The sequence below is a fragment of the Pantoea sp. BS_8 genome, from assembly GCF_041954965.1.
Classification (GTDB): Bacteria; Pseudomonadota; Gammaproteobacteria; order Enterobacterales; family Enterobacteriaceae; genus Pantoea; species Pantoea stewartii.
Genome location: NZ_JAVAXU010000002.1, coordinates 210033 through 235238, shown reverse-complemented (window position 1 = coordinate 235238; position 25206 = coordinate 210033). Strand labels below are relative to the sequence as shown.

At 54.4% G+C, this 25206-nt stretch carries 18 protein-coding genes; 13 read left to right on the top strand and 5 right to left on the bottom strand.

The annotated features are described in order from the left end of the window. Positions 1–15: 15 nt before the first annotated feature. The 5 genes from msbA (at position 16) to kdsB (ending at position 5014) form a co-directional block, all read left to right on the top strand. The gene (msbA, locus tag RAC65_RS06535) at positions 16–1764 is read left to right on the top strand and encodes a lipid A ABC transporter ATP-binding protein/permease MsbA (protein WP_033737638.1); all 1749 of its coding nucleotides are present in this window, start codon (positions 16–18) and stop codon (positions 1762–1764) included. Beyond that, positions 1761–2762, top strand: a complete 1002-nt coding sequence (gene lpxK, locus RAC65_RS06530) for a tetraacyldisaccharide 4'-kinase (RefSeq protein WP_033737637.1) — start codon at positions 1761–1763, stop codon at positions 2760–2762. Before msbA ends, lpxK begins: the two co-directional genes overlap by 4 nt. A gap of 21 nt (positions 2763–2783) precedes the next feature. Next, entirely contained in the window at positions 2784–4001 is a 1218-nt protein-coding gene (locus RAC65_RS06525; protein ID WP_375096517.1) for a winged helix-turn-helix domain-containing protein, read from the top strand. Positions 4002–4085: 84 nt separating this feature from the next. Next, positions 4086–4268, top strand: a complete 183-nt coding sequence (locus RAC65_RS06520; protein WP_006118631.1) for a Trm112 family protein — start codon at positions 4086–4088, stop codon at positions 4266–4268. Beyond that, positions 4265–5014 (top strand): 3-deoxy-manno-octulosonate cytidylyltransferase, encoded by a 750-nt coding sequence (kdsB, locus tag RAC65_RS06515; protein ID WP_039341301.1) that lies wholly within the window; start codon positions 4265–4267, stop codon positions 5012–5014. The genes RAC65_RS06520 and kdsB overlap by 4 nt, the downstream gene beginning before the upstream one ends. Before the next feature lie 99 nt (positions 5015–5113). Here the strand turns inward: kdsB and elyC are convergent, their stop codons facing one another. Further along, entirely contained in the window at positions 5114–5899 is a 786-nt protein-coding gene (gene elyC / locus RAC65_RS06510; RefSeq protein ID WP_058701024.1) for an envelope biogenesis factor ElyC, read from the bottom strand. Between the two features lie 125 nt (positions 5900–6024). Here elyC and cmoM point away from each other — a divergent pair, with 125 nt between their 5' ends. The 7 genes from cmoM to RAC65_RS06475 all read left to right on the top strand — a co-directional run bounded on the left by cmoM (position 6025) and on the right by RAC65_RS06475 (position 16693). Next, the gene (gene cmoM / locus RAC65_RS06505) at positions 6025–6816 is read left to right on the top strand and encodes a tRNA uridine 5-oxyacetic acid(34) methyltransferase CmoM (protein WP_375096516.1); all 792 of its coding nucleotides are present in this window, start codon (positions 6025–6027) and stop codon (positions 6814–6816) included. After that, positions 6813–8135, top strand: a complete 1323-nt coding sequence (gene mukF / locus RAC65_RS06500) for a chromosome partition protein MukF (RefSeq protein ID WP_033737632.1) — start codon at positions 6813–6815, stop codon at positions 8133–8135. Before cmoM ends, mukF begins: the two co-directional genes overlap by 4 nt. Continuing rightward, positions 8116–8841 (top strand): chromosome partition protein MukE, encoded by a 726-nt coding sequence (gene mukE / locus RAC65_RS06495; RefSeq protein ID WP_006118636.1) that lies wholly within the window; start codon positions 8116–8118, stop codon positions 8839–8841. Before mukF ends, mukE begins: the two co-directional genes overlap by 20 nt. Next, on the top strand, positions 8838–13304 hold the full coding sequence (mukB, locus tag RAC65_RS06490) for a chromosome partition protein MukB (RefSeq protein WP_375096515.1): 4467 nt from the start codon (positions 8838–8840) through the stop codon (positions 13302–13304). Before mukE ends, mukB begins: the two co-directional genes overlap by 4 nt. Before the next feature lie 169 nt (positions 13305–13473). Then, positions 13474–15288, top strand: a complete 1815-nt coding sequence (gene ldtD, locus RAC65_RS06485) for a L,D-transpeptidase (protein WP_058701022.1) — start codon at positions 13474–13476, stop codon at positions 15286–15288. A 187-nt stretch (positions 15289–15475) separates the two neighbouring features. After that, on the top strand, positions 15476–16027 hold the full coding sequence (locus RAC65_RS06480; RefSeq protein ID WP_033737630.1) for a YcbK family protein: 552 nt from the start codon (positions 15476–15478) through the stop codon (positions 16025–16027). A 36-nt stretch (positions 16028–16063) separates the two neighbouring features. Continuing rightward, entirely contained in the window at positions 16064–16693 is a 630-nt protein-coding gene (locus tag RAC65_RS06475) for an MBL fold metallo-hydrolase (RefSeq protein WP_058701021.1), read from the top strand. A gap of 41 nt (positions 16694–16734) precedes the next feature. Here the strand turns inward: RAC65_RS06475 and RAC65_RS06470 are convergent, their stop codons facing one another. The 4 genes from RAC65_RS06470 to pncB form a co-directional block, all read right to left on the bottom strand. Continuing rightward, positions 16735–17925, bottom strand: coding sequence for an amino acid aminotransferase (locus RAC65_RS06470; protein WP_033737628.1), 1191 nt, complete (start codon positions 17923–17925; stop codon positions 16735–16737). 209 nt (positions 17926–18134) lie between these two features. Further along, on the bottom strand, positions 18135–19268 hold the full coding sequence (ompF, locus tag RAC65_RS06465) for a porin OmpF (protein WP_058701020.1): 1134 nt from the start codon (positions 19266–19268) through the stop codon (positions 18135–18137). 300 nt (positions 19269–19568) lie between these two features. Beyond that, positions 19569–20969 carry an asparagine--tRNA ligase gene (gene asnS / locus RAC65_RS06460; RefSeq protein WP_039341285.1) on the bottom strand — a complete coding sequence of 467 codons (1401 nt, stop codon included), beginning with the start codon at positions 20967–20969 and terminating at the stop codon, positions 19569–19571. 157 nt (positions 20970–21126) lie between these two features. Further along, positions 21127–22332, bottom strand: a complete 1206-nt coding sequence (pncB, locus tag RAC65_RS06455; RefSeq protein WP_006118645.1) for a nicotinate phosphoribosyltransferase — start codon at positions 22330–22332, stop codon at positions 21127–21129. Between the two features lie 241 nt (positions 22333–22573). On the opposite strand from pncB, the gene pepN reads away from it, so the two are divergent. After that, positions 22574–25189, top strand: a complete 2616-nt coding sequence (gene pepN / locus RAC65_RS06450) for an aminopeptidase N (protein WP_325991179.1) — start codon at positions 22574–22576, stop codon at positions 25187–25189. Positions 25190–25206 lie beyond the last annotated feature (17 nt).

The following is a 25206-nucleotide window of genomic DNA, read 5'->3' as shown; positions in this document are numbered from 1 at the left end:
CAACGTGAATAAATAATGCATCAAGATAAAGATCTCTCAACGTGGCAGACATTCCGTCGACTCTGGCCGATGATCGCACCCAACAAAGCTGGCTTAATTGTGGCGGCTACTGCCCTGATTATTAATGCCGCAGGCGATACGTTAATGCTCTCCCTGTTGAAGCCTTTGCTGGATGACGGCTTTGGTAAAGCGGACAGATCCGTGATGCTGTGGATGCCGTTGGCAGTCATCGGCTTGATGCTGGTTCGTGGCGTAAGCAGCTATATCTCCAGCTACTGCATCTCATGGGTGTCAGGCAATGTGGTGATGAATATGCGCCGTCGTCTGTTCAGCCATATGATGGGCATGCCGGTTGCGTTCTTCGATCAGCAATCCACGGGTACGTTACTCTCTCGCATCACCTATGATTCGGAACAGGTCGCCTCGTCGTCATCGGGGGCGCTGGTCACCGTGGTGCGTGAAGGCGCTTCGATAATTGGCCTGTTTATCATGATGTTTTATTACAGCTGGCAGCTGTCGTTGATTCTGATTGTTCTGGCTCCAATCGTATCCTTCGCGATTCGTACCGTATCAAAGCGCTTCCGCAACATCAGCAAATCGATGCAAAACACCATGGGACAGGTGACGACCAGTGCCGAGCAGATGCTGAAAGGGCACAAAGAAGTGCTGATTTTTGGTGGCCAGGACATTGAATCCGAGCGTTTTGCCAAGGTCAGTAACCGCATGCGTCAGCAGGGGATGAAGCTGGTTTCAGCCTCTTCAATCTCCGATCCGGTTATTCAGCTCATTGCTTCTCTGGCTCTGGCATTCGTTCTGTACGCCGCCAGTTTCCCCAGCGTGATGGATACGCTGACTGCGGGGACCATTACGGTGGTCTTCTCATCTATGATCGCTCTGATGCGTCCGCTGAAATCGCTGACAAATGTGAATGCGCAGTTTCAGCGTGGTATGGCGGCCTGTCAGACGCTGTTCTCCATTCTCGACAGTGAGCAGGAGAACGACACCGGTACGCGTGAAATCACGCGCGCAAAAGGTGATGTCGAATTCCGTGGGGTGACCTTCACCTATCCCGGCCGTGAAACACCTGCGTTGAAAAACATTAACCTGATGCTGCCTGCCGGAAAAACCGTTGCCTTAGTCGGGCGCTCCGGCTCAGGTAAATCGACTATCGCCAGTTTGCTGACGCGTTTTTATGATATTCAGCAGGGCGAGATTTTACTGGATGGCCATGACCTGCGTGAATACACCTTAGCGTCGTTGCGTAATCAGGTCGCACTTGTGTCGCAAAATGTGCATCTGTTCAACGATACCGTTGCCAATAACATTGCCTATGCGCGCAGTGAACAGTATAGCCGCGAGGAAATCGAAAAGGCGGCGACGATGGCACACGCGATGGACTTTATTAATAAAATGGACAAGGGGCTGGATACCGTCATCGGGGAAAATGGTGTGCTGCTATCAGGCGGTCAACGCCAGCGTATCGCCATCGCCCGCGCTCTGCTGCGTGACTGTCCTATCCTGATTCTCGATGAAGCCACCTCTGCGCTGGACACCGAGTCCGAGCGTGCTATCCAGTCTGCCCTGGATGAGCTGCAGAAAAACCGCACCTCACTGGTGATTGCGCATCGCCTTTCTACTATTGAAAAAGCGGATGAAATTGTGGTGGTGGAAGAGGGCAATATCATCGAACGCGGTACGCACGCCGACCTGCTGGCGGAAAAAGGTGCTTATGCCCAACTCCATAAAATGCAGTTCGGCCAATGATTGAGCGCATCTGGAGTGGCCGATCGCCATTATGGTTAGTCCTGTGGCCACTCAGTGTGCTTTATGGCGCCATTACGGCGCTGATCCGCCTCAGTTTCCGGCGTGGCTGGCGTAAAAGCTGGCGTGCGCCCTTGCCTGTTGTCGTGGTGGGGAATCTGACCGCGGGCGGGAATGGTAAAACACCCGTGGTCATCTGGCTGGTTGACGCCCTGCAGCAGCGAGGATTACGGGTAGGTGTGATTTCCCGCGGCTACGGGGGGAAAGCAGACCGCTATCCGCTGCGTGTCACTGCGGAAACCGCCACCGATCAGGCGGGTGACGAGCCGGTGCTGATTGCGCAGCGCACAGCTGCACCCGTTGCAGTGGCACCGCGACGCCGTGAGGCGATTGAAGCCCTTCTGCAACATCATTCACTGGATCTCATCGTGACTGATGATGGCCTGCAACATTATGCGCTCCAGCGCGATCGGGAAATTGTGGTGGTGGATGGCGTGCGACGTTTTGGCAACGGCTGGTGGTTACCTGCCGGACCCATGCGGGAACGGGCATCCCGCATTAAGACGGTAGACGCGGTGATCGTTAACGGTGGTGAAGCGCAGCAGGGCGAAATTGCCATGCAACTGCAGGCGGGGATGGCAACCCATCTGCTCAGCGGTGAACAACGACCGCTCAACACGTTGCACGATGTCGTCGCCATGGCCGGCATTGGTCATCCGCCGCGCTTTTTTCATACCTTAAAACAGCACGGTCTGACGCCCGTTGCGGAGATCGCCTTTGCCGATCATCATGCTTACAGCGAAGAGGAACTGTCGCGTCTGGTCACGCCCGGCCAAACGCTGTTGATGACGGAGAAAGATGCCGTTAAATGCCGCGCATTCGCGCAATCCTCATGGTGGTATCTTCCCGTCGATGCCCATCTGCAGGCTGAGGCAGCGACGCTACTCTTAGACGATATACAACGCCTGTGTGGCATGTATTCACCACGAGAGCCGCACTAATTTCCACTGAGAAGGAAGAGAATGGGCACGCATTCACTTTCACGACAGCAGGCACGTAATATTCAGCTCGCGGCGCAGGGGTTATTGCGTCCGGTGAAACGTCGGGCACGTTTTCAGGATATTTCAGCCTGCATTAGCCGCATGTCGCTGTTGCAAATCGACACCATCAATGTGGTGGCCCGCAGTCAGTATCTTGTCTTATTCAGTGGCTTAGGCGACTATCCGCCCGTCTGGCTGGACGAGTCGCTGGCGCAGGGGGAGATTTTCGAATACTGGGCGCATGAAGCCTGTTTTATTCCCCGCGCAGATTACCGGTTACTGCGGCACCGCATGCTGTCGCCAGAGCGCCTGGGCTGGAAGTACAGTGCAGACTGGGCAACGGAACATCAGCAGGAAATCGCTGATCTACTTACCTATATACGCGACAACGGGCCCGTCAGATCGGCTGATTTCGCCAGTGGAAAAAATCATAAGCCAGGATGGTGGGCATGGAAACCCCACAAGCGGCATCTCGAAAACCTGTTCAGTTCAGGGGAGTTAATGGTGTCAGCGCGCCATAATTTTCAGCGCGTCTATGATTTACGCTCACGTGTCATGCCTGACTGGCAGGATGCGCTGCATGCTATCAGTGAGGATGACGCTGTCCGCCTGATGTTAGTGAACAGCGCACGCAGTCTGGGCATTTTTCGCCGTGAGTGGCTGGCAGACTATTACCGGCTAAAGCGCGCGCCCATTAAAGACTTTATCTTATGGGCACAGGCGGCCGGCGAAATCATGCCGGTTGAGGTCGACGGCATGGGAGAGATGTGGCTGCATCGGGACGCTCAGGCCGCATTAGCCACGCCGTTGATCGCAACACATACCACGCTGTTATCCCCTTTCGATCCGCTGGTATGGGACAGGAAACGTGCGCTTGCGTTGTTTGACTTTGACTACCGCATTGAATGTTACACGCCTGCGGCCAAACGTAAATATGGCTATTTTGTCTTACCGGTGCTGCATCGGGGCCAACTCAAAGCCCGCCTGGATGCACGGATGGTGCGCTCAACAGCCTTGCTGGAAATTAACAACATCTGGCTTGAACCTGACGTCGCGGTAACCGTTTCCTTTCTCAATGACGTGCAACGTGCTATTGAACGCTTCGCCCGTTGGCAGGGGGCCGAAACGGTCTTGCTAAAGAATGCGCCTTCGGCGTTACTGACACACTGGCCAACGCGCTGGCAGCTTAACAATTCCTGATGCAGCGCGGGTGTGATTTACCCGCTCTCATCAGCGCTGTGATATGCTTTAGTCCTTACGCTCTCGGTCCGAGATGGAGGACATATGGATCACCGTTTACTCGAAATCGTTGCCTGCCCGGTTTGTAATGGCAAATTGTACTTTAACAAAGAACAGCAAGAGCTGATCTGCAAGCCCGACGCGCTGGCTTTCCCTGTGCGTGACGGTATTCCGGTACTGCTGGAAAACGAAGCCCGTACGTTATCGGTTGAAGAGATCCATCCATGAGTTTTATTGCCATCATTCCTGCGCGTTATGCTTCCACCCGTTTACCGGGTAAACCCCTGGTTGATATTCATGGCAAGCCAATGGTGGTGCATGTGATGGAGCGCGCCCGGGAATCGGGTGCCAGCCGTGTGATTGTCGCGACCGATCATCCTGAGGTGGCCCGCGCTGTCGAGGCTGCCGGTGGCGAGGTGTGTATGACACGCGCCGACCATCATTCCGGTACGGAACGCCTTGCAGAAGTGATTGAAAAATATCAGTTCGCGGATGACCAGATCATCGTCAATGTTCAGGGCGACGAACCCATGATCCCCGCTGATATCGTCCATCAGGTGGCGACCAATCTGGCTCAGGCTGACGCCGGCATGGCGACGCTGGCGGTGCCGATTACGGATGCGGAAGAGGCGTTCAATCCCAACGCCGTCAAGGTGGTCATGGATGCCAGAGGCTACGCGTTGTATTTTTCACGCGCGACGATTCCCTGGGATCGTGAACGTTATGCGCAGTCCCGGGAACAGATCGGTGACACGCTGCTGCGCCATATCGGCATTTATGCTTATCGTGCCGGGTTTATTCGTCGCTATATCAGCTGGGAACCCTGTCCGCTTGAGCAGATCGAACTGCTGGAGCAGTTGCGCGTGCTGTGGTATGGCGAAAAGATCCACGTTGCGGTGGCAAAAACGATTCCGGGCGTTGGCGTGGATACGCCAGAGGATCTCACCCGGGTCCGCGCCGCGATGCTTCGCTGACCTGTTCCGCTTCTTGTGAGATGACCGTCTGCGCACGCGGCTGAGGCGCCGGGTTCCGGTCCACTCAGCCTGCGCCATGACGGATGTGCGCCTTTGCGTCTATCCATCAGATCGTGCGGCAGAGGGTGAGGCGGATGAGAAGCGTTGCAATGCGCTCCCCAGCGTTTCGTAGATCGCGCGTTCGCTGTGACTCATCCACAGCGGGGAAGGATAAAAACGCTCCCACCAGTTAAGTGGTGAAGTAATCGCCAGCTGATTGGCGGGCGCTGCAATCGGCTTGAGTCCTGCCTGAGTGAAAAACCGCATCGCGCGCGGCATATGATTAGCTGAGGTAATCAGCAGGAAAGGGTGGTGCCCGATGAGCGTGCTGACAGCCTGCGCCTCCTGTGCGGTATCTTTTGGCTGATCCAGCAGACGAATGTGCGATGAAGGTACGCCCAGGCTTTCGGCAACCTGTGCGGCGACCCAGGCATTACTTTTGGGATTTTGCCCTGCCGCAGCACCGGTAAAGACCAGGGTAGCATCCGGATGGCGCTGCCACTGACGCACACCTTCTGTCACGCGAGGCAAACTGTTGTTCAGCAGGTTCGAGCTGGGCGCCCAGGCCGGGTTATAGGTATAGCCGCCCCCTAACACCACGATGTAATCGACTTTTTCAGTCCCATTCCACGTCGGGTAATGCGATTCGACGGGCAACAGTAAGCGATCGGCGACCGGCTGTAGGCTTATCAGTAATAACATCAGCCAACTCACTGAGATAAAGATTTTACCGCTTTTCTGCCAGCGGCTGAACCAAAGCAGCAAAATGCCGACAGCCATCAAAAGAAGCAGAAAAGGCAGGGGCAGTAACAGGTTGCCAAATGCCTTTTTCAGCATAAAAAACATGTAAAATCCCTCTTGTTGTCCGAAAAAACAGCAGCCAGAGCAGAAGAAGAGCATGAAAGCTTCATTCTTACGGCACCTGTGACAAAATAGCATACGTTTTACCGCAGCATACCGGAGTCCATGCCATGCAGGATCGTAACTTTGACGATCTCGCGGATAAATTTTCGCAAAATATTTACGGCACCACCAAAGGCCGGGTGCGTCAGGCAATCGTCTGGGATGAGCTTGAAGCCTTGCTTCCCAGCCTGACGTCCTCGTCTCCCTCACTGAACGTGCTGGATGCGGGCGGTGGCATTGGGCAAATTTCCAGTGGACTGGCCGCGCGGGGCCATCAGATTCTGCTGTGCGACCTCTCAGGTGAAATGTTGCGGCGTGCCCAGGAAAATGCGGATGCGCTGGGTGTGAGCCATAACATGCAATTCAAACAAATTAGCGCGCAGCAGGTCGGTGAACATTTGGATAAGCCGGTGGATCTGGTATTGTTTCACGCTGTGCTTGAATGGGTCGCTGAACCGGAAACCGTGCTGAAAGCCCTGTTTGATACATTGCGGCCGGGAGGCGTGCTGTCATTGATGTTTTATAACCTGCATGGGTTAACATTACGCACCCTGACGCTGGGCAATTTTGGTTACCTTCGTACCAACTTAACCAAGCGTAAGAAGCGCACGCTGTCACCGGACTTTCCGCGCGATCCTGACGATGTGTCACGCTGGTTACAGGCCTGCGGTTTCCAGATTGAACAGCGTGCCGGGATTCGGGTGTTCAGCGACTATATGAAGCCGCCTAAAGGCGAGCAAAAAAGCGACGACGAAATCATTGAGATGGAGCGGCGTTTTTGCCGTCAGGAACCCTTTTTAAGCTTAGGGCGTTACATCCACGTGACCGCGCGCAAACCCGGGCAGAAGGACGAATTATGAGTGAATTTTCCCAGACGGTACCGGAGCTGGTATCCTGGGCGCGCAAGAACGACTTCTCCCTTGCGCTGCCCGTTGAACGTCTGGCTTTTTTGCTGGCCATCGCCACGCTGAATGGCGAGCGCATGGACGGAGAAATGAGTGAAGGTGACCTGGTCGATGCGTTTCGTCATGTCAGCAAAGCGTTTGAACAAACCAGCGAAACCGTACTGGTGCGGGCCAACAACGCCATCAATGATATGGTGCGTCAGCGCCTGTTGAACCGTTTCACCAGTGAATTAACTGAAGGCAATGCAATTTATCGTCTGACGCCGCTGGCCATCGGCATCACGGATTACTATATCCGCCAGCGCGAGTTCTCCACGCTGCGGCTTTCCATGCAGCTTTCCATCGTTGCCGCTGAACTTAAGCGTGCCGCCGACGCGGCGCAGGAGAATGGCGATGAATTTCACTGGCATCGTAACGTATTCGCGCCGCTGAAATACTCCGTAGCCGAAATCTTCGACAGCATTGATATGACGCAACGCCTGATGGATGAGCAGCAGCAGGCGGTGAAAGCGGATATTGCGGAGCTACTGAATAAAGACTGGCGCGCCGCGATTTCAAGCTGTGAAATGTTACTGTCGGAAACTTCCGGTACGCTGCGTGAATTGCAGGATACGCTGGAAGCGGCTGGTGACAAACTCCAGGAAAATCTGCTGCGTATTCAGGATGCGACGCTGGACAGCCCGGATTTGGGCTTCGTCGATAAACTGGTGTTCGATCTGCAAAGTAAACTCGACCGCATCACCAGTTGGGGACAGCAGGCCATTGACCTGTGGATTGGTTATGACCGCCACGTGCATAAATTTATCCGCACCGCTATCGACATGGACAAAAACCGTGTTTTTGCCCAGCGCCTGCGCGTATCCGTACAGAACTATTTTGACTCACCCTGGGCGCTGACTTATGCCAATGCCGAACGTCTTTACGATATGCGTGACGATGAGCTGACGCTGCGTAATGACGAAGTGATGGGCGAATTACCTGCTGAACTGGAGTTCGAAGAATTTAATGAAATTCGCGAGCAGCTGGCGGCCATGATCGAAGAAGCCTTAACGATTTATAAAACGCAGCAAAAACCGCTTAACCTCGCCGCCGTCATGCGCGACTATCTGGCCCAGTACCCGCGCGCGCGTCACTTCGACCTTGCGCGCATTGTCGTGGACCAGGCGGTGCGATTAGGTGTAGCGGAAGCCGATTTAGCCGGTTTGCCTGTGGAATGGCAAGCCATTAATGATTACGGAGCCAAGGTGCAGGCACATGTCATCGACAAATATTGAACAAGTGATGCCGGTTAAGCTGGCACAGGCACTGGCAAATCCGATTTTTCCGGCGCTGGACAGCCAGTTACGTGCCGGTCGCCATATTGGCATTGAAGAGCTGGATAACCACGCTTTTCTGATGGATTACCAGCAGTATCTGGAAGAGTTTTACACGCGCTACAACGTTGAGCTGATTCGTGCTCCAGAGGGCTTTTTCTATCTGCGTCCACGCTCAACCACGCTGATTCCCCGTTCCGTGCTTTCCGAACTGGACATGATGGTCGGGAAAATCCTCTGCTATCTGTATCTCAGCCCGGAACGCCTGGCGAATGAAGGCATTTTCACGCAACAGGAACTCTATGATGAACTGCTGTCCCTGGCGGACGAAAGCAAGCTGCTGAAGCTGGTTAACCAGCGTTCAACCGGGTCGGATCTCGATCGGGCTAAGTTACAGGAAAAAATGCGTGCGTCCTTAAGCCGCCTGCGCCGTCTGGGCATGGTGTGGTTTTTTGGCAACGACAGCAGCAAGTTTCGTATTACCGAGTCTGTCTTCCGCTTTGGTGCCGATGTCCGTAGCGGTGATGATGCGCGTGAAGCGCAACTGCGCCTGATCCGCGATGGCGAAGCGATGTTGCTGGACAACACGACGGCAGCCACAGAGGCTGATGACAGTGAAGAGAATGACAGCGATGCGGGTGATATCGCGGAGGAAGAGCAGGCATGATTGAACGCGGCAAATTTCGTTCGCTAACCCTGATCAACTGGAACGGGTTTTTTGCCCGAACCTTTGATCTGGATGAACTGGTCACCACGCTGTCGGGCGGGAACGGGGCAGGTAAGTCCACCACAATGGCAGCCTTTGTCACGGCGCTGATTCCTGACTTAACCCTGCTGCATTTCCGTAACACCACCGAAGCGGGCGCAACCTCAGGCTCACGCGATAAAGGCCTGCACGGTAAACTGCGGGCAGGCGTCTGCTACGCGATGCTGGACGTAGTGAACTCACGCCATCAACGTGTGGTGGTCGGGGTCCGGTTACAGCAGGTGGCAGGACGTGACAAAAAGGTTGATATCAAGCCCTTTAGTATCCATGGCCTGCCCACGGATACGCTGCCCACAGACATGCTCACGGAAATTCTGAACAGCCGTCAGGCGCGCGTGTTACCGCTTAATGAGGTCAAAGAACGCGTCGAGGCGCTGGAAGGTGTCCAGTATCGGCAGTACAGCTCGGTAACGGACTATCACGCGATGATGTTTGATCTGGGGATTGTGCCGCGTCGTCTGCGTACCGCCAGCGACCGCAGTAAGTTTTATCGCCTGATTGAAGCCTCTCTGTACGGCGGTATCTCCAGCGCCATCACCCGTTCTCTGCGCGATTATCTGTTGCCTGAAAACAGTGGCGTGCGTAAAGCGTTCCAGGACATGGAAGCTGCGCTGCGCGAGAACCGTATGACGCTGGAAGCGATCCGCGTAACCCAGTCTGATCGCGATCTGTTTAAGCACCTGATTTCTGAAGCCACCAGCTATGTATCGGCCGACTATATGCGTCATGCCAATGAACGACGCATCCACCTGGATAGCGCACTACAGCTGCGCAATGAACTGTTCACCAGCCGCAAGCAGCTGGCGTCGGAGCAGTATCGCCACGTGGAAATGGCACGAGAGCTGGCTGAACACAGCGGGGCAGAGAACGATCTTGAAATCGATTATCAGGCGGCCAGCGATCACCTGAATCTGGTGCAGACGGCAATGCGCCAGCAGGAAAAAATTACCCGTTATGACAGTGATATCGAGGATCTGACACTTCGCCTGGAAGAACAGAGTGAAGTCGTGGCCGAAGCGCGTGAAATCCAGGAAGAAAATGAAGCCCGTGCTGAAGCGGCCGAACTGGAAGTGGATGAGCTGAAAAGTCAGCTGGCCGATTTTCAGCAGGCGCTGGACGTGCAGCAAACCCGTGCCATTCAGTATCAGCAGGCGTTACAGGCTCTGGAACGTGCGCGTTCGCTGTGTGAATTGCCTGAGCTGAACATTGACAACGCGGCGGAATGGCAGGCCAGCTTCCAGGCCAAAGAAGAAGAAGCAACCGGGCAGTTGTTGCGCCTGGAGCAGAAACTGAGTGTGGCCGAAGCGGCGCACAGTCAGTTTGAACAGGCCTTATCGCTGGTGACCAGCATTGCCGGTGAGGTCAGCCGTAAAGAGGCCTGGCAAGTCGGGCGCGATCTCCTGCGTGATGCCAGCAATCAGCGTCACCACGCCGATCAGCTTGCTTCACTGCGCCTGCGTCTGAGCGAACTTGAACAGCGCCTGCGCGAGCAGCAGGAGGCAGAACGTCTGCTGGCGGAATTCTGCAAGCGTCAGGGGCAGCAATATGAGCCTGATGCGCTGGAAGGATTGCAGCGTGAACTGGAAGCCCAAATCGAGCAGCTGAACAGCAGCGTTGCCGATGCGGGCGAACAGCGTATGTTGATGCGTCAGGAGCTGGAACAGCTCCGTCAGCGCATCGCGACGTTGACCGCGCGTGCGCCGCACTGGCTGGCTGCGCAAGAAATCCTGACGCAGCTCAGCGAGCAAACCGGTCAGGCGTTGACCAGCAGCCAGGACGTTACGGAATACATGCAGCAGCTGCTGGAGCGGGAACGTGAAACCACTGTTGAACGTGATGAAGTGGCCGCAAGGAAACGTGAAATTGAGCAGCAGATTGAGCGCTTGAGCCAGCCGGGCGGTGCGGAAGATCCGCGACTGAACCAGCTGGCCGAACGCTTTGGCGGTGTGCTGCTGTCTGAAATTTATGACGATGTCACGCTCGACGATGCGCCTTACTTCTCCGCCCTGTACGGCCCGTCACGTCACGCCATTGTGGTGCCCGATCTTTCGCTGGTGCGTGAGCAACTGGATGGCCTGGAAGAGTGCCCGGAAGATCTCTATTTGATCGAGGGCGATCCGCAATCTTTTGATGACAGCGTGTTCAGCGTCGACGAGTTACAAAATGCCGTCGTGGTCAAGGTGGCCGAGCGCCAGTGGCGCTATTCCCGCTTCCCTAAAATCCCGCTTTTCGGCCGGGCGGCACGCGAAAACCAGCTGGAGTTGCTCAATAACGAACGCGATCGTCTGGCGGAACGGTATGCCACCCTGTCGTTTGACGTTCAAAAGACGCAGCGGCTTCATCAGTCATTCAGCCGTTTTATCGGTAGCCATCTGGCGGTCGCCTTTGATGACGATCCCGAAGCGCAGATTCGTCAGCTTGGCGTCCGTCGGGGTGAGCTGGAACGTGCGCTCAACCAGCATGAAAGCAACAATCAGCAGCAACGTCAGCAGTTTGACCTGGCCAAAGAGGGCGTTGCGCAGCTTAACCGCCTGTTGCCGCGCGTGAATCTGTTACTGGACGACACGCTGGCAGACCGTTGTGAAGAGATCCGTGAGCAGGTGGAAGACGCGCAGGAAGCCGCACGCTTCCTCCATCAGCATGGGGCAAAGCTGGCCAAACTTGAACCGATGCTGGCGGTGCTGCAGAGCGATCCGGAACAGCACGATCAGTTGCAGGCAGATTACCAGCATGCACAGCAGCAGCAGCAGCGCGCGCGTCAGCAGGCTTTTGCGCTGACCGAGGTGGTACAGCGTCGCGCCCACTTCAGCTATGACGACTCGGCCAGTATGCTCGGTGGCAACACCGATCTGAGTGATAAGCTGCGCCAGCGTCTGGAGCAGGCGGAAGCGGAGCGCAGCCGCTGCCGTGAGCGCCTGCGCGCCCATCAGTCGCAGCTGACCCAGTATTCTCAGGTGCTGGCATCGCTGAAAAGCGCTTATGACGCCAAACGCGACATGCTGAAAGAGTTGCAGCAGGAGATGCAGGATATCGGTGTGCAGGCCGATGCCAGCGCGGAAGAACGCGCCCGTATCCGCCGTGACGAGCTTTATACCGCGCTTAGTCACAATCGTGCCCGTCGTAACCAGCTGGAGAAACAGCTCACCTTCTGCGAAGCCGAAATGGACAATCTGCAGAAGAAGCTGCGCCAGCTTGAGCGCAACTATCATCAGATCCGCGAACAGGTGGTCAGTGCCAAAGCAGGCTGGTGCATGGTGCTGCGTCTGGTGAAGGACAATGGCGTGGAGCGGCGTCTGCATCGTCGGGAGCTGGCTTACCTGAGTGCGGATGAGCTGCGTTCAATGTCGGATAAGGCACTCGGTGCGCTGCGCCTGGCGGTGGCGGATAACGAACACCTGCGCGATGTGCTGCGCCTGTCGGAAGATCCCAAACGGCCAGAGCGTAAAATTCAGTTCTTTATCGCCGTGTATCAGCATCTGCGCGAACGTATCCGTCAGGACATTATCCGTACCGACGATCCGGTTGAAGCCATCGAACAGATGGAAATCGAGCTGAACCGTCTGACGGAAGAGCTGACTGCCCGCGAGCAAACGCTGGCCATCAGTTCACGCAGCGTGGCGAACATTATTCGCAAAACGATTCAGCGTGAACAGAACCGTATTCGCCAGCTGAACCAGGGGTTACAGACCGTCAGCTTTGGACAGGTACGCAGCGTGCGGCTCAACGTGAACGTGCGGGAAACACACGCGATGCTGCTCGATACCTTGTCCGAAGAGCATGAACAGCATCAGGATCTGTTTAACAGCAACCGACTGACCTTCTCGGAAGCGCTGGCAAAACTGTATCAACGCCTCAATCCACAGATCGATATGGGACAGCGCACGCCGCAGACAATTGGTGAAGAACTGCTGGATTACCGTAACTACCTGGAGATGGAAGTCGAGGTGAATCGTGGCTCCGATGGCTGGCTGCGTGCAGAAAGTGGTGCGCTCTCTACCGGTGAAGCGATTGGTACCGGTATGTCGATCCTGGTCATGGTCGTGCAGAGCTGGGAAGAGGAATCACGCCGTCTGCGTGGGAAAGATATCTCACCCTGCCGCTTGCTGTTCCTGGATGAAGCCGCCCGTCTGGATGCGCGTTCAATCGCCACGCTGTTTGAACTCTGTGAGCGCCTGGAGATGCAACTGGTCATCGCTGCACCTGAGAACATCAGTCCTGAGAAGGGCACGACCTACAAACTGATGCGTAAGGTGTTTAACAACACGGAACACGTTCATGTCGTGGGATTACGGGGTTTCGCCGCCGATCCGCTGCCTGCCAAACGCGGCAGTGAAGCCGATTCGGCCAGTGAAACGACGACATAATATTCGTGCGGCAAAGATAGTCAAAAACAGCGCCATTGGTTAATCTGGTAACGGCATTTGTCGCAGGAGGCAAATGCCGTTTTTGTTTGTATACTCAGTCATATGAGTAACAGCCCGATTGCAGCTTTTTCCTCTCAGGCTGCGCGGTAGATTAATGAAGGGGGCAGGGATGTTACTGAATAAAGGCTTAACAATTCATCAGGTTAGTTCATGGCTGGTGCTGGCACTTGCCCTGAGTCCGTGCGTGTCGTCCCAGGCGGCTATCATCGCGGCCATGCCCGGTGTCCATTCGACCCAGGCCAGCACCTCTGTTTCTGCCAGTCAGCAAAAAATTCGCCAGGCGTTTGCCAGTGACAGTCAGCCTTTTTACGGTGCTTCACTGGCCGCCCTGTATGCCGCGCGAAATATGCAACCGATCTGGCAGGATCATGACGCCGTGCAGAAGTTTCAGCAGCAGCTGGCTGAGGTAGCGTTATCCGGCGTCCAGCCACAATTTACCCGGTGGGTGGAGCGTTTGACCGATCCATCCATTACCGGATTCGCCCGCGATGTGACACTGTCCGATGCCATGCTGGGTTATCTGCAGTTTGTCTCATCGGTTCCCGCCCAGGGGGAAACGTGGCTCTACAGTACGGTGCCCTATAAGTTGGCGGTGCCGTCGGTGTCCGTCATTAATGCCTGGCAAAACGCCGTGAATGCGGGGCGGGCAGCGGCCTTTGTGAATTCGCTGGAACCGCAACATCCGCAGTATCCCTTAATGCACAAAGCGTTAATAAACCTGCTTAACGATAAACAGCCGTGGCCGCAAATCAAAAATCGCGACACGGTAAGGCCCGGTCAGGTCAGTGATGATGTACCGGCACTGCGGGAAATCCTGCGGCGCAGCGGTATGTTAAGTGCACAGACGACGGCACCTGCACCGAATGACGATGCGGTTCCTACGGCGCCAGTTACGGTCAGCCACAGTGAACCTGTCGCGGTCAGCCCGTCTGCCGTTGCCGTGAACGCTATTCCGCCGCCACCGCCAGGCGCGCCGGACAACGTACAAGTGGCACCTACGGCGACAAGTGGCGTCAATGTCTATGACGATAATCTGGTCGCAGCGGTAAAACGCTTTCAACAGTGGCAGGGGCTGGACGCGGATGGAGCCATTGGTCCGCGTACACGTGAATGGCTGAATGTGTCACCTCAGCAACGTGCCGCCCTGCTGGCGCTGAACATTCAACGCCTGCGTTTGCTGCCGGATGATATGCACAACGGCATTATGGTCAACATTCCCAATTACTCGTTGAATTATTACAACAACGGCACCCGGGTGCTGACATCGCGGGTGATTGTGGGCCGGCCAGACCGTAAAACGCCACTGATGCGCAGCGCGCTCAACAACGTGGTGCTGAATCCGCCCTGGAATGTGCCTACCACGCTGGTGCGCCAGGACATCATTCCAAAAGTGAAACAGGACCCGACGTACCTGTATAAGCACGGATATACCCTGCTGTCGGGCTGGAGTGCGGATGCGGAGGTGATCGATCCCACCATGATCGACTGGAGCATGGTGTCTGCCTCGTCGTTCCCGTACCGAATTCGTCAGGCGCCGGGGCAGACCAATTCACTGGGCCGTTTCAAATTTAATATGCCCAGTTCAGATGCTATCTATTTGCACGACACGCCCAATCATAATCTGTTCCAGCGTGATATTCGCGCACTCAGCTCGGGCTGCGTGCGGGTCAACAAAGCGTCAGAACTGGCGGGCATTCTGCTGCAGGATGTAGGCTGGAATGATGCCCGTATCTCAGGGACGTTAAAACAGGGTGATACGCGCTATGTGCCTATTCGCCATCGGATACCGGTTAACCTGTATTATTTAACCGCCTGGGTCGCGGATGATGGTAAAACGCAGTTTCGTACAGATATTTACAATTATGATAATACTGCCCGTTCCGGGAGTCTGGTGCTGAGTCGCGCGCAGCAGTTGCTCCTCTAACGGTTGATTTTTAACCGTAAGTGCGCATTGCGCACGGGAAGATGACCTGAGAAAGGCGGTGTCTCCGATGAGGCGCCGTCTTCCAAACTTGCCAGACATGGGTTGACGTGCTACCGCGAGAAAGTTATGGTTCCGCCAGTGCGTTTTTTGCACGTGTCATTGGCTCTGTTCTCAGGTAAAACGCTTCATGTCTACAATTGATTCTGTCCGTCGCAAACTGTTGTTTTGCGGAAGTGCCGCTGCGGGACTGGCTTTGTTGCCGACGTCAGCGATGGCTTCACTCTCTACGTCACGACCGCGCGTCTTAACGCTGAATAACCTTCACACGGGTGAAACCCTCAAAACAGAATTCTTCAACGGTAAAAGTTACGACAAGAGCGAGTTATCGCGTCTTAACCATTTTTTCCGTGACTACCGCGCCAATAAAATCAAAAGTATCGATCCCCACCTTTTCGATCAGCTCTACCGCCTCCAGGCGCTGCTGGAAACGCGTAAGCCCGTTCAGCTGATCTCGGGCTACCGTACTCTGGCCACCAATAATATGCTGCGCGAATCTGGTCCTGGTGTCGCAAAACACAGCTACCACACCAAAGGTCAGGCGATGGATTTCCATATTGAGGGGATTAGTCTGGCGAATGTCCGGAAAGCCGCGTTAAAAATGCGGGCGGGTGGTGTAGGATATTACCCCAGCAGCAACTTTGTACATATTGATACCGGTCCGGTCAGGCACTGGTCGTAACGTCGGCAACGCTGCGGGTGCCGACCATGGAGCGTTATGAATTATCACATTATCCCCGTTACCGCCTTCGCGCAGAACTGTTCGGTTATCTGGTGCGACACCACACGTGAATCTGCGATTGTGGATCCGGGTGGTGACGCCGATACAATCAGGCAAACGCTGAAACAGCTTGATTTAACGCCTGGCCAGATCCTGCTGACGCATGGTCATCTTGATCATGTCGGGGCCGCGGCGGAACTGGCGGCCTGCTGGAACATACCACTGGTAGGCCCGCACAAACAGGATGCGTTCTGGCTTGAGGCATTGCCCACGCAGAGCCAGATGTTTGGACTTGAGTACTGCGCGCCGCTTACGCCCGATCGCTGGCTGGAAGAGGGGGACACTGTTCAGGTTGGTCAGGTTAATCTTGAGGTTCTGCACTGTCCTGGTCATACGCCAGGTCATATCGTGTTTTTTGACCGACAGGGGCGTTTACTGGTTTCCGGTGATGTGATCTTTAACGGTGGTGTAGGACGCACCGACTTTCCGCAGGGTAACCATCAGCATCTGATTGATGCCATCAAAAACAAAGTGTTGCCGCTGGGAGATGATGTGACGTTTTTGCCCGGTCACGGTCCGCTATCCACTTTAGGTCGTGAACGTCTGACGAATCCTTTTCTGCAATAAAAAATGGGCCAGTCAGGCCCATTTTTTTCATAAGGACAGGATTACAGCACGGCGACAATCGCTTCACACAGGGCAGACATATTATCGGGCGTCATCCCGGCCACGTTCACCCGGCCTGAGTTCACCGCATATACGCCAAACTCTTCACGCAGACGAATGACCTGATCTTTGGTCAGCCCGCTGAACGAGAACATACCGTTCTGCTTAATGATAAAGCTGAAATCCTGCTGCGCCCCTTTTTCCGCCAGCGTATTCACAAACAGCTGACGCATGCGCTGGATACGCTGACGCATATCGGACAACTCCTGCTGCCAGATGGTACGGAGCGCGTCATTTCCCAGGATGGTTGCCACCACTGCCGCACCGTGTGACGGTGGGTTAGAGTAGTTCGCGCGAATCGTGTACTTCACCTGACTGAAGGCGGTATCGGCCGTGGCTGCATCGCTCGCCACCAGCGTAATCGCACCCACGCGTTCATTATACAGACCAAAGTTTTTGGAATAGGAACTGGCCACAATCAGCTCCTGATGGCTGGCCGCAAACAGGCGCAGACCTGCTGCATCTTCTTCCAGCCCACGGGCAAAGCCCTGATAGGCGAAGTCAAACAGCGGCAACCAGCCATTGGCTTTGGAAAGCGCAGCCAGCTGTTGCCACTGCTCTGCTGTCGGATCGATACCGGTTGGGTTATGGCAGCAGCCGTGGAACAGCACCACATCACCGGCTTTAACCTCTTTCAGCGAGGCCAGCATGCTGTCAAAGTCCAGCGTATGGTTGACCGCATCATAATACGAGTATTCACACACCTCGAGACCCGCGGCGTTAAACACGTTTTTATGGTTCGGCCAGCTCGGGTTGCTGACCCATACGCGCTTCACCGACGTCTGCGTGGCCAGAAAATCCGCAGCGACACGCAGTGCACCTGTCCCGCCTGGCGTCTGCGCGGAACGTACGCGGCCCGCCGAAATCAGGGCGTTGCCTTTACCAAATAACAATTCCTGAGTGCAGTGTGCGAAATCCGGCAGACCGTCAATGCTCAGGTAATTTTTGCTGGTCTCGTTTTCCAGCAGATATTGCTCTGCTTTTTTAACGCTGGTGAGCACCGGGGTTTTCCCGGTTTCATCTTTATAAACGCCAATACCGAGATTAATTTTATTCGGGCGGTCATCGGCACGAAACAGATCGGCCAGGCCAAGGATAGGATCGGCAGGTGCAGCAGAGATCGATTCAAACATGAGTCGGGTCCAGTAGCGTGAACTTTAGCAAATGAAGCATCAGGTTAACGTCAGCACGGCGAAATGCCAACCGTTTGCGATAAAATTCATTGTCCGGTCGGCAGAATTACCGGTACTTATAGGGAGAAGGGGGCCACGTATCGGCTGCGCTGAATAAAGGCAATAAAAAACGGAGCCGAAGCTCCGTTTTTTGTACTGCATCAACAAACTTAGAACTGGTAAACCACACCCAGGCCGACTACGTCGTCGTTAGGAATGCCCAGTGGGTTGTTTTTGTCCAGCTGGTTGATTTTATAATCAACGTAGGTGGCCATGTTTTTGTTGAAGTAGTAGGTTGCGCCCACATCGAAGTATTTGTAGATATCCGCATCGCCGATACCTTCAATGTCTTTGCCTTTAGACTGAACGTAAGCCAGTGAAGGACGCAGACCGAAGTCAAACTGGTACTGTGCAACCAGCTCGATTTCTTGAGTTTTGTTAGCGAATGCATCACCGCTAAATGTCTGGCCGTTTACGTTGAACACACCGCTGATTGGTGTAGAGTTGCGGGTTTCACCGTACATCGCTGCCAGGTATACATTGTTAGCGTCATATTTCAGCGCAGTTGCCCAGTTTTCTGCATGCTTACCAGCACCAACGCCAGCGCCACGAGCGGTTACTGCGTTGTTGTTACTTACGGAACCGTCAGACTGGGTATTGGTACGATCGCTGCTGCTATAGGCACCTACGATACCCACGCCGATCGGAGAGGTGTACGAGGTTGAAATACCGTAGCCGTCGCCATTAGCACGACGAGGATCGGTACGATCGTTTTTGCCTTGATACTGAAGCGCAAAATTCCAGCCATCTACCAGACCAAAGAAATTGGTGTTGCGGTAGGTCAGCAGACCGCCGTTACGACCGTTCATGAAATTATCTGTGTAGCCTGAGTCGCCACCAAATACTGGCAGCATATCGGTCCAGCCGATTGCATCATAAACCACACCGTAATTACGGCCGTAGTCGATTGAGCCGGCATCGCCGAATTTCAGACCCGCAAAGCCCAGACGGGTTTTGTTACCGCTCTGCGCGTCAGAACCTTCAGAGTTATTACCCTGGATGTTGTATTCCCACTGACCGTAACCAGTCATCTGGTCATTGATCTTGGTTTCGCCTTTGAAGCCGAAGCGAATATAAGTCTGATCGCCGTCATCACCTGAGTTATCAGAGAACTGGTGACGTGCATCCACTTTACCGTACAGGTCCAGCTTATTGCCGTCTTTGTTATAAACTTCTGCTGCATTGGCTGCGCCAGCGGCGAGCAGAGCAGGGATAACCACTGCCAGAATGTTGCGCTTCATCATTATTTATTACCCTCATTGGAGTTATTTGGACACCTGCCACTGCCGTCAAGAAATCTTTACATGAACCTTGAAAGAAGTTTGGTGTCTCCTGTGTCTGCACGCATCTTTCCATCCCCCATCGGGTAATTCTACTGCGAAAATGCTACAAAAGTCGTAATCTTGTTTCAAAGATAAAAAATGCATTTCTAAATGTAAAAATAACGGAACTTTGTGAGTCATATCAAAATTTACAAAAATAAAAAAAGGCCGGCGAAGCCGACCTCTTTATATATATGAATTTCTTATATTAAATGCTGAAAATCAGAAGCTCGCATTACGTGGCGTACGTGGGAATGGAATAACATCTCTTACATTTTGTACGCCTGTGACATAGGCGATTAAACGTTCGAAACCTAATCCGAATCCGGAATGGGGAACGGTGCCATAGCGACGCAGATCACGATACCACCAGTAATCCTCTTTTTTCAGCCCCATCTCTTCCAGACGCGCATCCAGTACATCCAGACGCTCTTCACGCTGTGAACCGCCGATAATTTCACCAATGCCAGGCGCTAACACATCCATCGCGGCCACGGTTTTACCGTCTTCGTTAAGGCGCATGTAGAACGCTTTGATGTCTTTCGGGTAGTTTTTCACAACGACAGGCGCTTTAAAGTGTTTCTCCGCCAGGTAACGCTCATGCTCAGAAGACAAATCAATGCCCCAGGAGACAGGGTTCTCAAACGTCTGGCCGCAGTTCATCAGAATCTCGACGGCATCGGTATAGTCGACCTGCGCAAAGTCTGTGGTAACAAAGCGCTCCAGACGAGCGATGGCGTCGTTATCAACGCGCTCGGCAAAGAACGCCATGTCGTCTGCACGTTCTTCCAGGACGGCTTTAAATACATACTTCAGCATGGCTTCCGCCAGATCGGCCGCATCATCCAGGGAGGCGAAGGCTATTTCCGGCTCCAGCATCCAGAATTCGGCGAGATGACGGCTGGTGTTGGAGTTTTCGGCCCGGAAGGTGGGGCCAAAGGTATAAATTTTTGACAGCGCACTGGCGTAGGTTTCGCCGTTGAGCTGGCCGGATACCGTCAGGAAAGCTTCCTTACCAAAGAAGTCTTCTGAAAAGTCGACTTTGCCCTGATCGTCACGCGGCAGGTTTTCCAGATCCAGCGTTGATACGCGGAACATTTCACCCGCACCTTCGGTATCGGAAGCGGTAATCAGCGGCGTAGAAACCCAGAAATAGCCGTTCTCATGGAAGAAACGGTGCAGCGCCTGCGCCAGCGTGTGACGAACACGGGCTACGGCACCAATCAGGTTCGTGCGTGGACGCAGGTGGGCCACTTCACGCAAATACTCAATGCTGTGACGTTTGGCCGCCATAGGATAGCTGTCGGGATCTTCCACCCAGCCTACCACCTCCAGCTTTGTCGCCTGGATTTCAAACGCCTGCCCCTGGCCCGGCGATGCCACAACGGTACCCGTGACAATGACGGAGCAGCCGGTAGTCAGGCGCAGCACTTCGTCCTGGTAATTATTCAGAGAATTATTGACGACGGCCTGAACGGGATTAAAGCAGGAGCCGTCATACACGGCGATAAAGGACAGACCGGCTTTTGAATCTCTTCGGGTACGTACCCAACCACGTACGGTGACTTCACTGTCAACCGCGACGCGACCGTGCAGTACATCCGCTACAGGCACTACGCTCATAAATATCTCTCTATATAGAAGAAGTGTGTGAATGAATTCCCCAGACTGGGGTGTTGCTATGTTACTTGCGAGTCAACAGGAAACAAGCAAAATTCAGGGGGAAGGGCAGATTTATTGCCAGAAAAGCGGGGCGCAGCGCGCCCCAGTCACATAGCGCTTAGCTGGCTTTTTTTACCAGTGGCAGGTCAAAGGCTTTTCTCAAGGCTCTGACGAAGGCTTTATCCTGACAAATGGTTTTGCCCGGACTGTCTGACAGCTTGGCAACCGGCTTCCCGTTACACTGCACCAGCTTAATGACAATATTGAGTGGCGTCACGCCGGGAATATCGCAGGTCAGTCGGGTGCCAATGCCAAACACCACGTGAGTACGCTGACCAAAGTGGCGATAGAGCGCCAGCGCTTTATCCAGATTCAGGTTGTCGGAGAACACCAGGGTTTTACTCTGTGGATCTATGCCCAGTTGCTGATAATGCGCCAGGGCTTTTTCACCCCATTCAACCGGGTCGCCCGAATCATGGCGTAAACCCTGGTAACGGCGGGCGAAGACCGGGCCGAAGTCGCGCAGGAAGGCGTCCATAGCGATGCAGTCCGTTAACGCAATACCCAGTTTGTCATCATATTCATCCAGCCAGGCCTGTAACGCGGCCCGCTGGCTGTTCGCCAGCACCGGACTGATTTGCTGAAAAGCCTGAAACCATTCGTGCGCCTGCGTGCCGACAGGCGTCAGTTCAAGACGGCGGGCCAGATCATAGTTGCTGGTGCCCATCAGCCAGGGAAAGTCCTGCTTCAGCGTACTGACAATGGCTTCCTGCACCGACCGGGAATAGCGGCGACGGGTACCAAAATCCATCAACCGAAAACGTGACATATCGGTATCCGCAATTTGCGTTTTAAACGTCGCCAGTTTCTGGTGCAGAAAGTCCACGGCCTGCTGACTGCCGGTGTGTGGTGTACGATGGCGATGCACCACTTCGCTGATCAAGGCCAACAGGGGAACTTCCCACATGATGACCTCACGCCAGGGCCCCTGAATTCGGATGGCCAGCTTGCCGTTGTGATTTTGCACGTCGACCTGCTGGGGGTCATAGCGAAAATTGCGCAGCCAGTTAAGGTAGTCGTCAGCAAAGAAGGGGAGGTCAGATAACCAGGCATATTCGGCGTCGGTCAGCGCCAGCGTCTGCATGGCATTGATCGCTGCACGGATTTCGTCAGCATAAAAACCCAGTAACTCATCGCTGCGGCAGCGAAACTCCGCCGCTACCGTAACATCATAGTAGCGATGGAAGACGGCTTGCTGCATATGAAGCTTATACGCGTCAGTATCCAGCAGCGAAGTCAGTATCGGGGAAGCATGTCCTGTCATGGCGCGTTTCGGCATCCTGTTCGGTGGCGCAGAGCCCGGTGTATTAAACGTCACAAAGACGCAAAAGTATAAATCACTAACAGACGGCGATCACAGCATATTTCAGGATAGCGAGTCGAGGCCGAATTGTGTCATTGTTAAGAAAGTGTAGCCATTTTGCCCACGACATGCATTACGCATGGCAAGCTTAACGCATCAGGCTTAGACTTTGACGGGTAAACTATTCATTGCGAGACGAAATATGACGCAGCAGCCAAAAATAAAATATCGCCACGATTACCGGGCTCCCGATTATACCATCACCGATATTGATTTAACCTTTGAACTGGATGAGTCGACTACGCGCGTCACGGCCATCAGTCAGGTTAAACGCCAGGGTGATAACGGGGCTGAATTGCGTCTGGACGGTGAAGATCTGACCCTGATCTCGCTGGAAGTTAATGGCCAGGCCTGGACGGCTTATAAAGAGGAAGAAGGCGCACTGGTACTCAGCCAGTTGCCAGACAGTTTCACGCTGAAAATCGTGAATGACATTCATCCTGACCGCAACAGCGCGCTTGAAGGATTGTACAAGTCCGGTGAGGCACTTTGTACGCAATGTGAAGCCGAAGGCTTCCGTCATATTACCTGGTATCTGGATCGGCCGGATGTGCTGGCGCGTTTCACGACCACCATCATTGCCGATGGCAACCGCTATCCTTTCCTGTTGTCGAACGGCAACCGTATCGACAGTGGTCATGACGAGCAGGGACGTCACTGGGTGAAATGGCAGGATCCGTTCCCGAAGCCCTGCTATCTGTTTGCGCTGGTGGCAGGTGATTTTGACGTGCTGCGCGACAGCTTTACCACGCGTTCGGGGCGTGATGTCGCACTGGAGATCTTTGTTGACAGAGGCAATCTGGACCGCGCCGACTGGGCAATGACCTCGCTGAAAAACAGCATGAAGTGGGATGAAGAGCGCTTTGGCCTGGAGTATGACCTCGACATCTTTATGATTGTCGCGGTGGACTTCTTTAATATGGGCGCGATGGAGAATAAAGGGCTTAACATCTTTAACTCCAAATATGTGCTGGCAAAAGCCGAAACCGCAACCGATAAGGATTACCTGGGGATTGAGGCCGTGATAGGCCATGAATATTTCCACAACTGGACCGGCAACCGCGTCACCTGTCGTGACTGGTTCCAGTTGAGCCTCAAGGAGGGCCTGACCGTCTTCCGCGATCAGGAGTTCAGTTCAGACCTGGGATCGCGCGCCGTTAATCGTATCGATAATGTCCGTATCATGCGCGGCGCGCAGTTTGCTGAGGATGCCAGTCCGATGGCGCACCCGATCCGGCCGGATCAGGTGATCGAAATGAATAATTTCTACACCTTAACCGTGTATGAAAAAGGATCGGAAGTGATCCGCATGTTGCATACCTTGCTGGGAGAGGAGAACTTTCAGAAAGGGATGCAACTGTACTTCAAACGGCATGACGGCAGCGCCGCCACCTGCGATGATTTTGTTCAGGCGATGGAAGACGCGTCTGGCGTTGATCTGTCTCAGTTCCGCCGCTGGTACAGCCAGTCAGGTACACCAACCGTCACGGTACGCGACGACTACAATCCGGAACTGGAGCAGTACACGTTGCACGTTACGCAACACACGCCACCGACAGCCGATCAGAAAGAAAAACTGCCGCTACACATCCCGCTGGATATCGAACTGTATGACGGCCAGGGCAAGGTGATTCCGTTGCAGCGCGATGGCCATCCTGTGCATCACGTCCTGAACGTGACGGAAGAGTTCCAGACGTTTACGTTTGATAACGTCTATTTCCAGCCGGTGCCATCACTGCTGCGTGAATTCTCCGCACCTGTGAAACTTGATTATAAGTGGAGCGATGCCCAGCTCACCTTCCTGATGCGCCATGCCAGTAACGATTTTTCCCGCTGGGATGCGGCGCAAAGTCTGCTGGCAACCTATTTACGTCTCAATGTTGCGCGTCATCAGCAGGGGCAGCATTTGTCACTGCCGCTGCACGTTGCCGATGCTTTCCGCACCGTGTTGCTTGACGCAGACAGCGACCCGGCATTGACGGCGCTGATTTTGACGTTGCCGAGTGAGAACGAAATTGCCGAGCTGTTTGAGATTATCGATCCGCAGGCCATTGCGCTGGTGCGCGAAGCGTTGGTCCGTACGCTGGCGCGTGAACTGGCGGATGAATTCTTTGCCGTGTATAACGCCAATCAGCAGGCGGACTATCACGTTGATCATGCGGAAACAGGCAAACGGTCACTGAAAAACATCTGCCTGTATTATCTGGCGTTTGGTGACATGGATCTGGCCGATAAACTGGTTCAGGCACAGTATCAGCGCGCGAATAATATGACCGATTCCCTGGCGGCACTCTCGGCCGCAGTGGCGGCGCAGTTGCCGTGCCGTGACGCCTTACTGGCTGACTATGACGATCGCTGGCATCGCGATGGCCTGGTGATGGACAAATGGTTTATGTTGCAGGCCACCAGCCCGGCGCAGAATGCGTTACTTAACGTGCGCCGGTTGCTGTCGCACCGTTCGTTCAGCATGGGGAACCCCAACCGTATTCGTTCATTGATCGGTGCCTTCGCATCGGGGAACCCCTCGGCCTTCCATGCCGAAGATGGCAGCGGCTATCGCTTCCTGGTCGAGATGTTGACGGATTTAAATACCCGAAATCCGCAGGTTGCGTCGCGCATGATTGAGCCATTGATTCGTCTGAAACGTTACGATACTCGCCGTCAGGCGCTGATGCGCCAGGCGCTGGAGCAGCTACAGGGTCTGGAGAAACTGTCGGGCGATCTGTACGAGAAAATTACCAAGGCGCTTAACGCCTGATAAAAAACGGCGGGCCA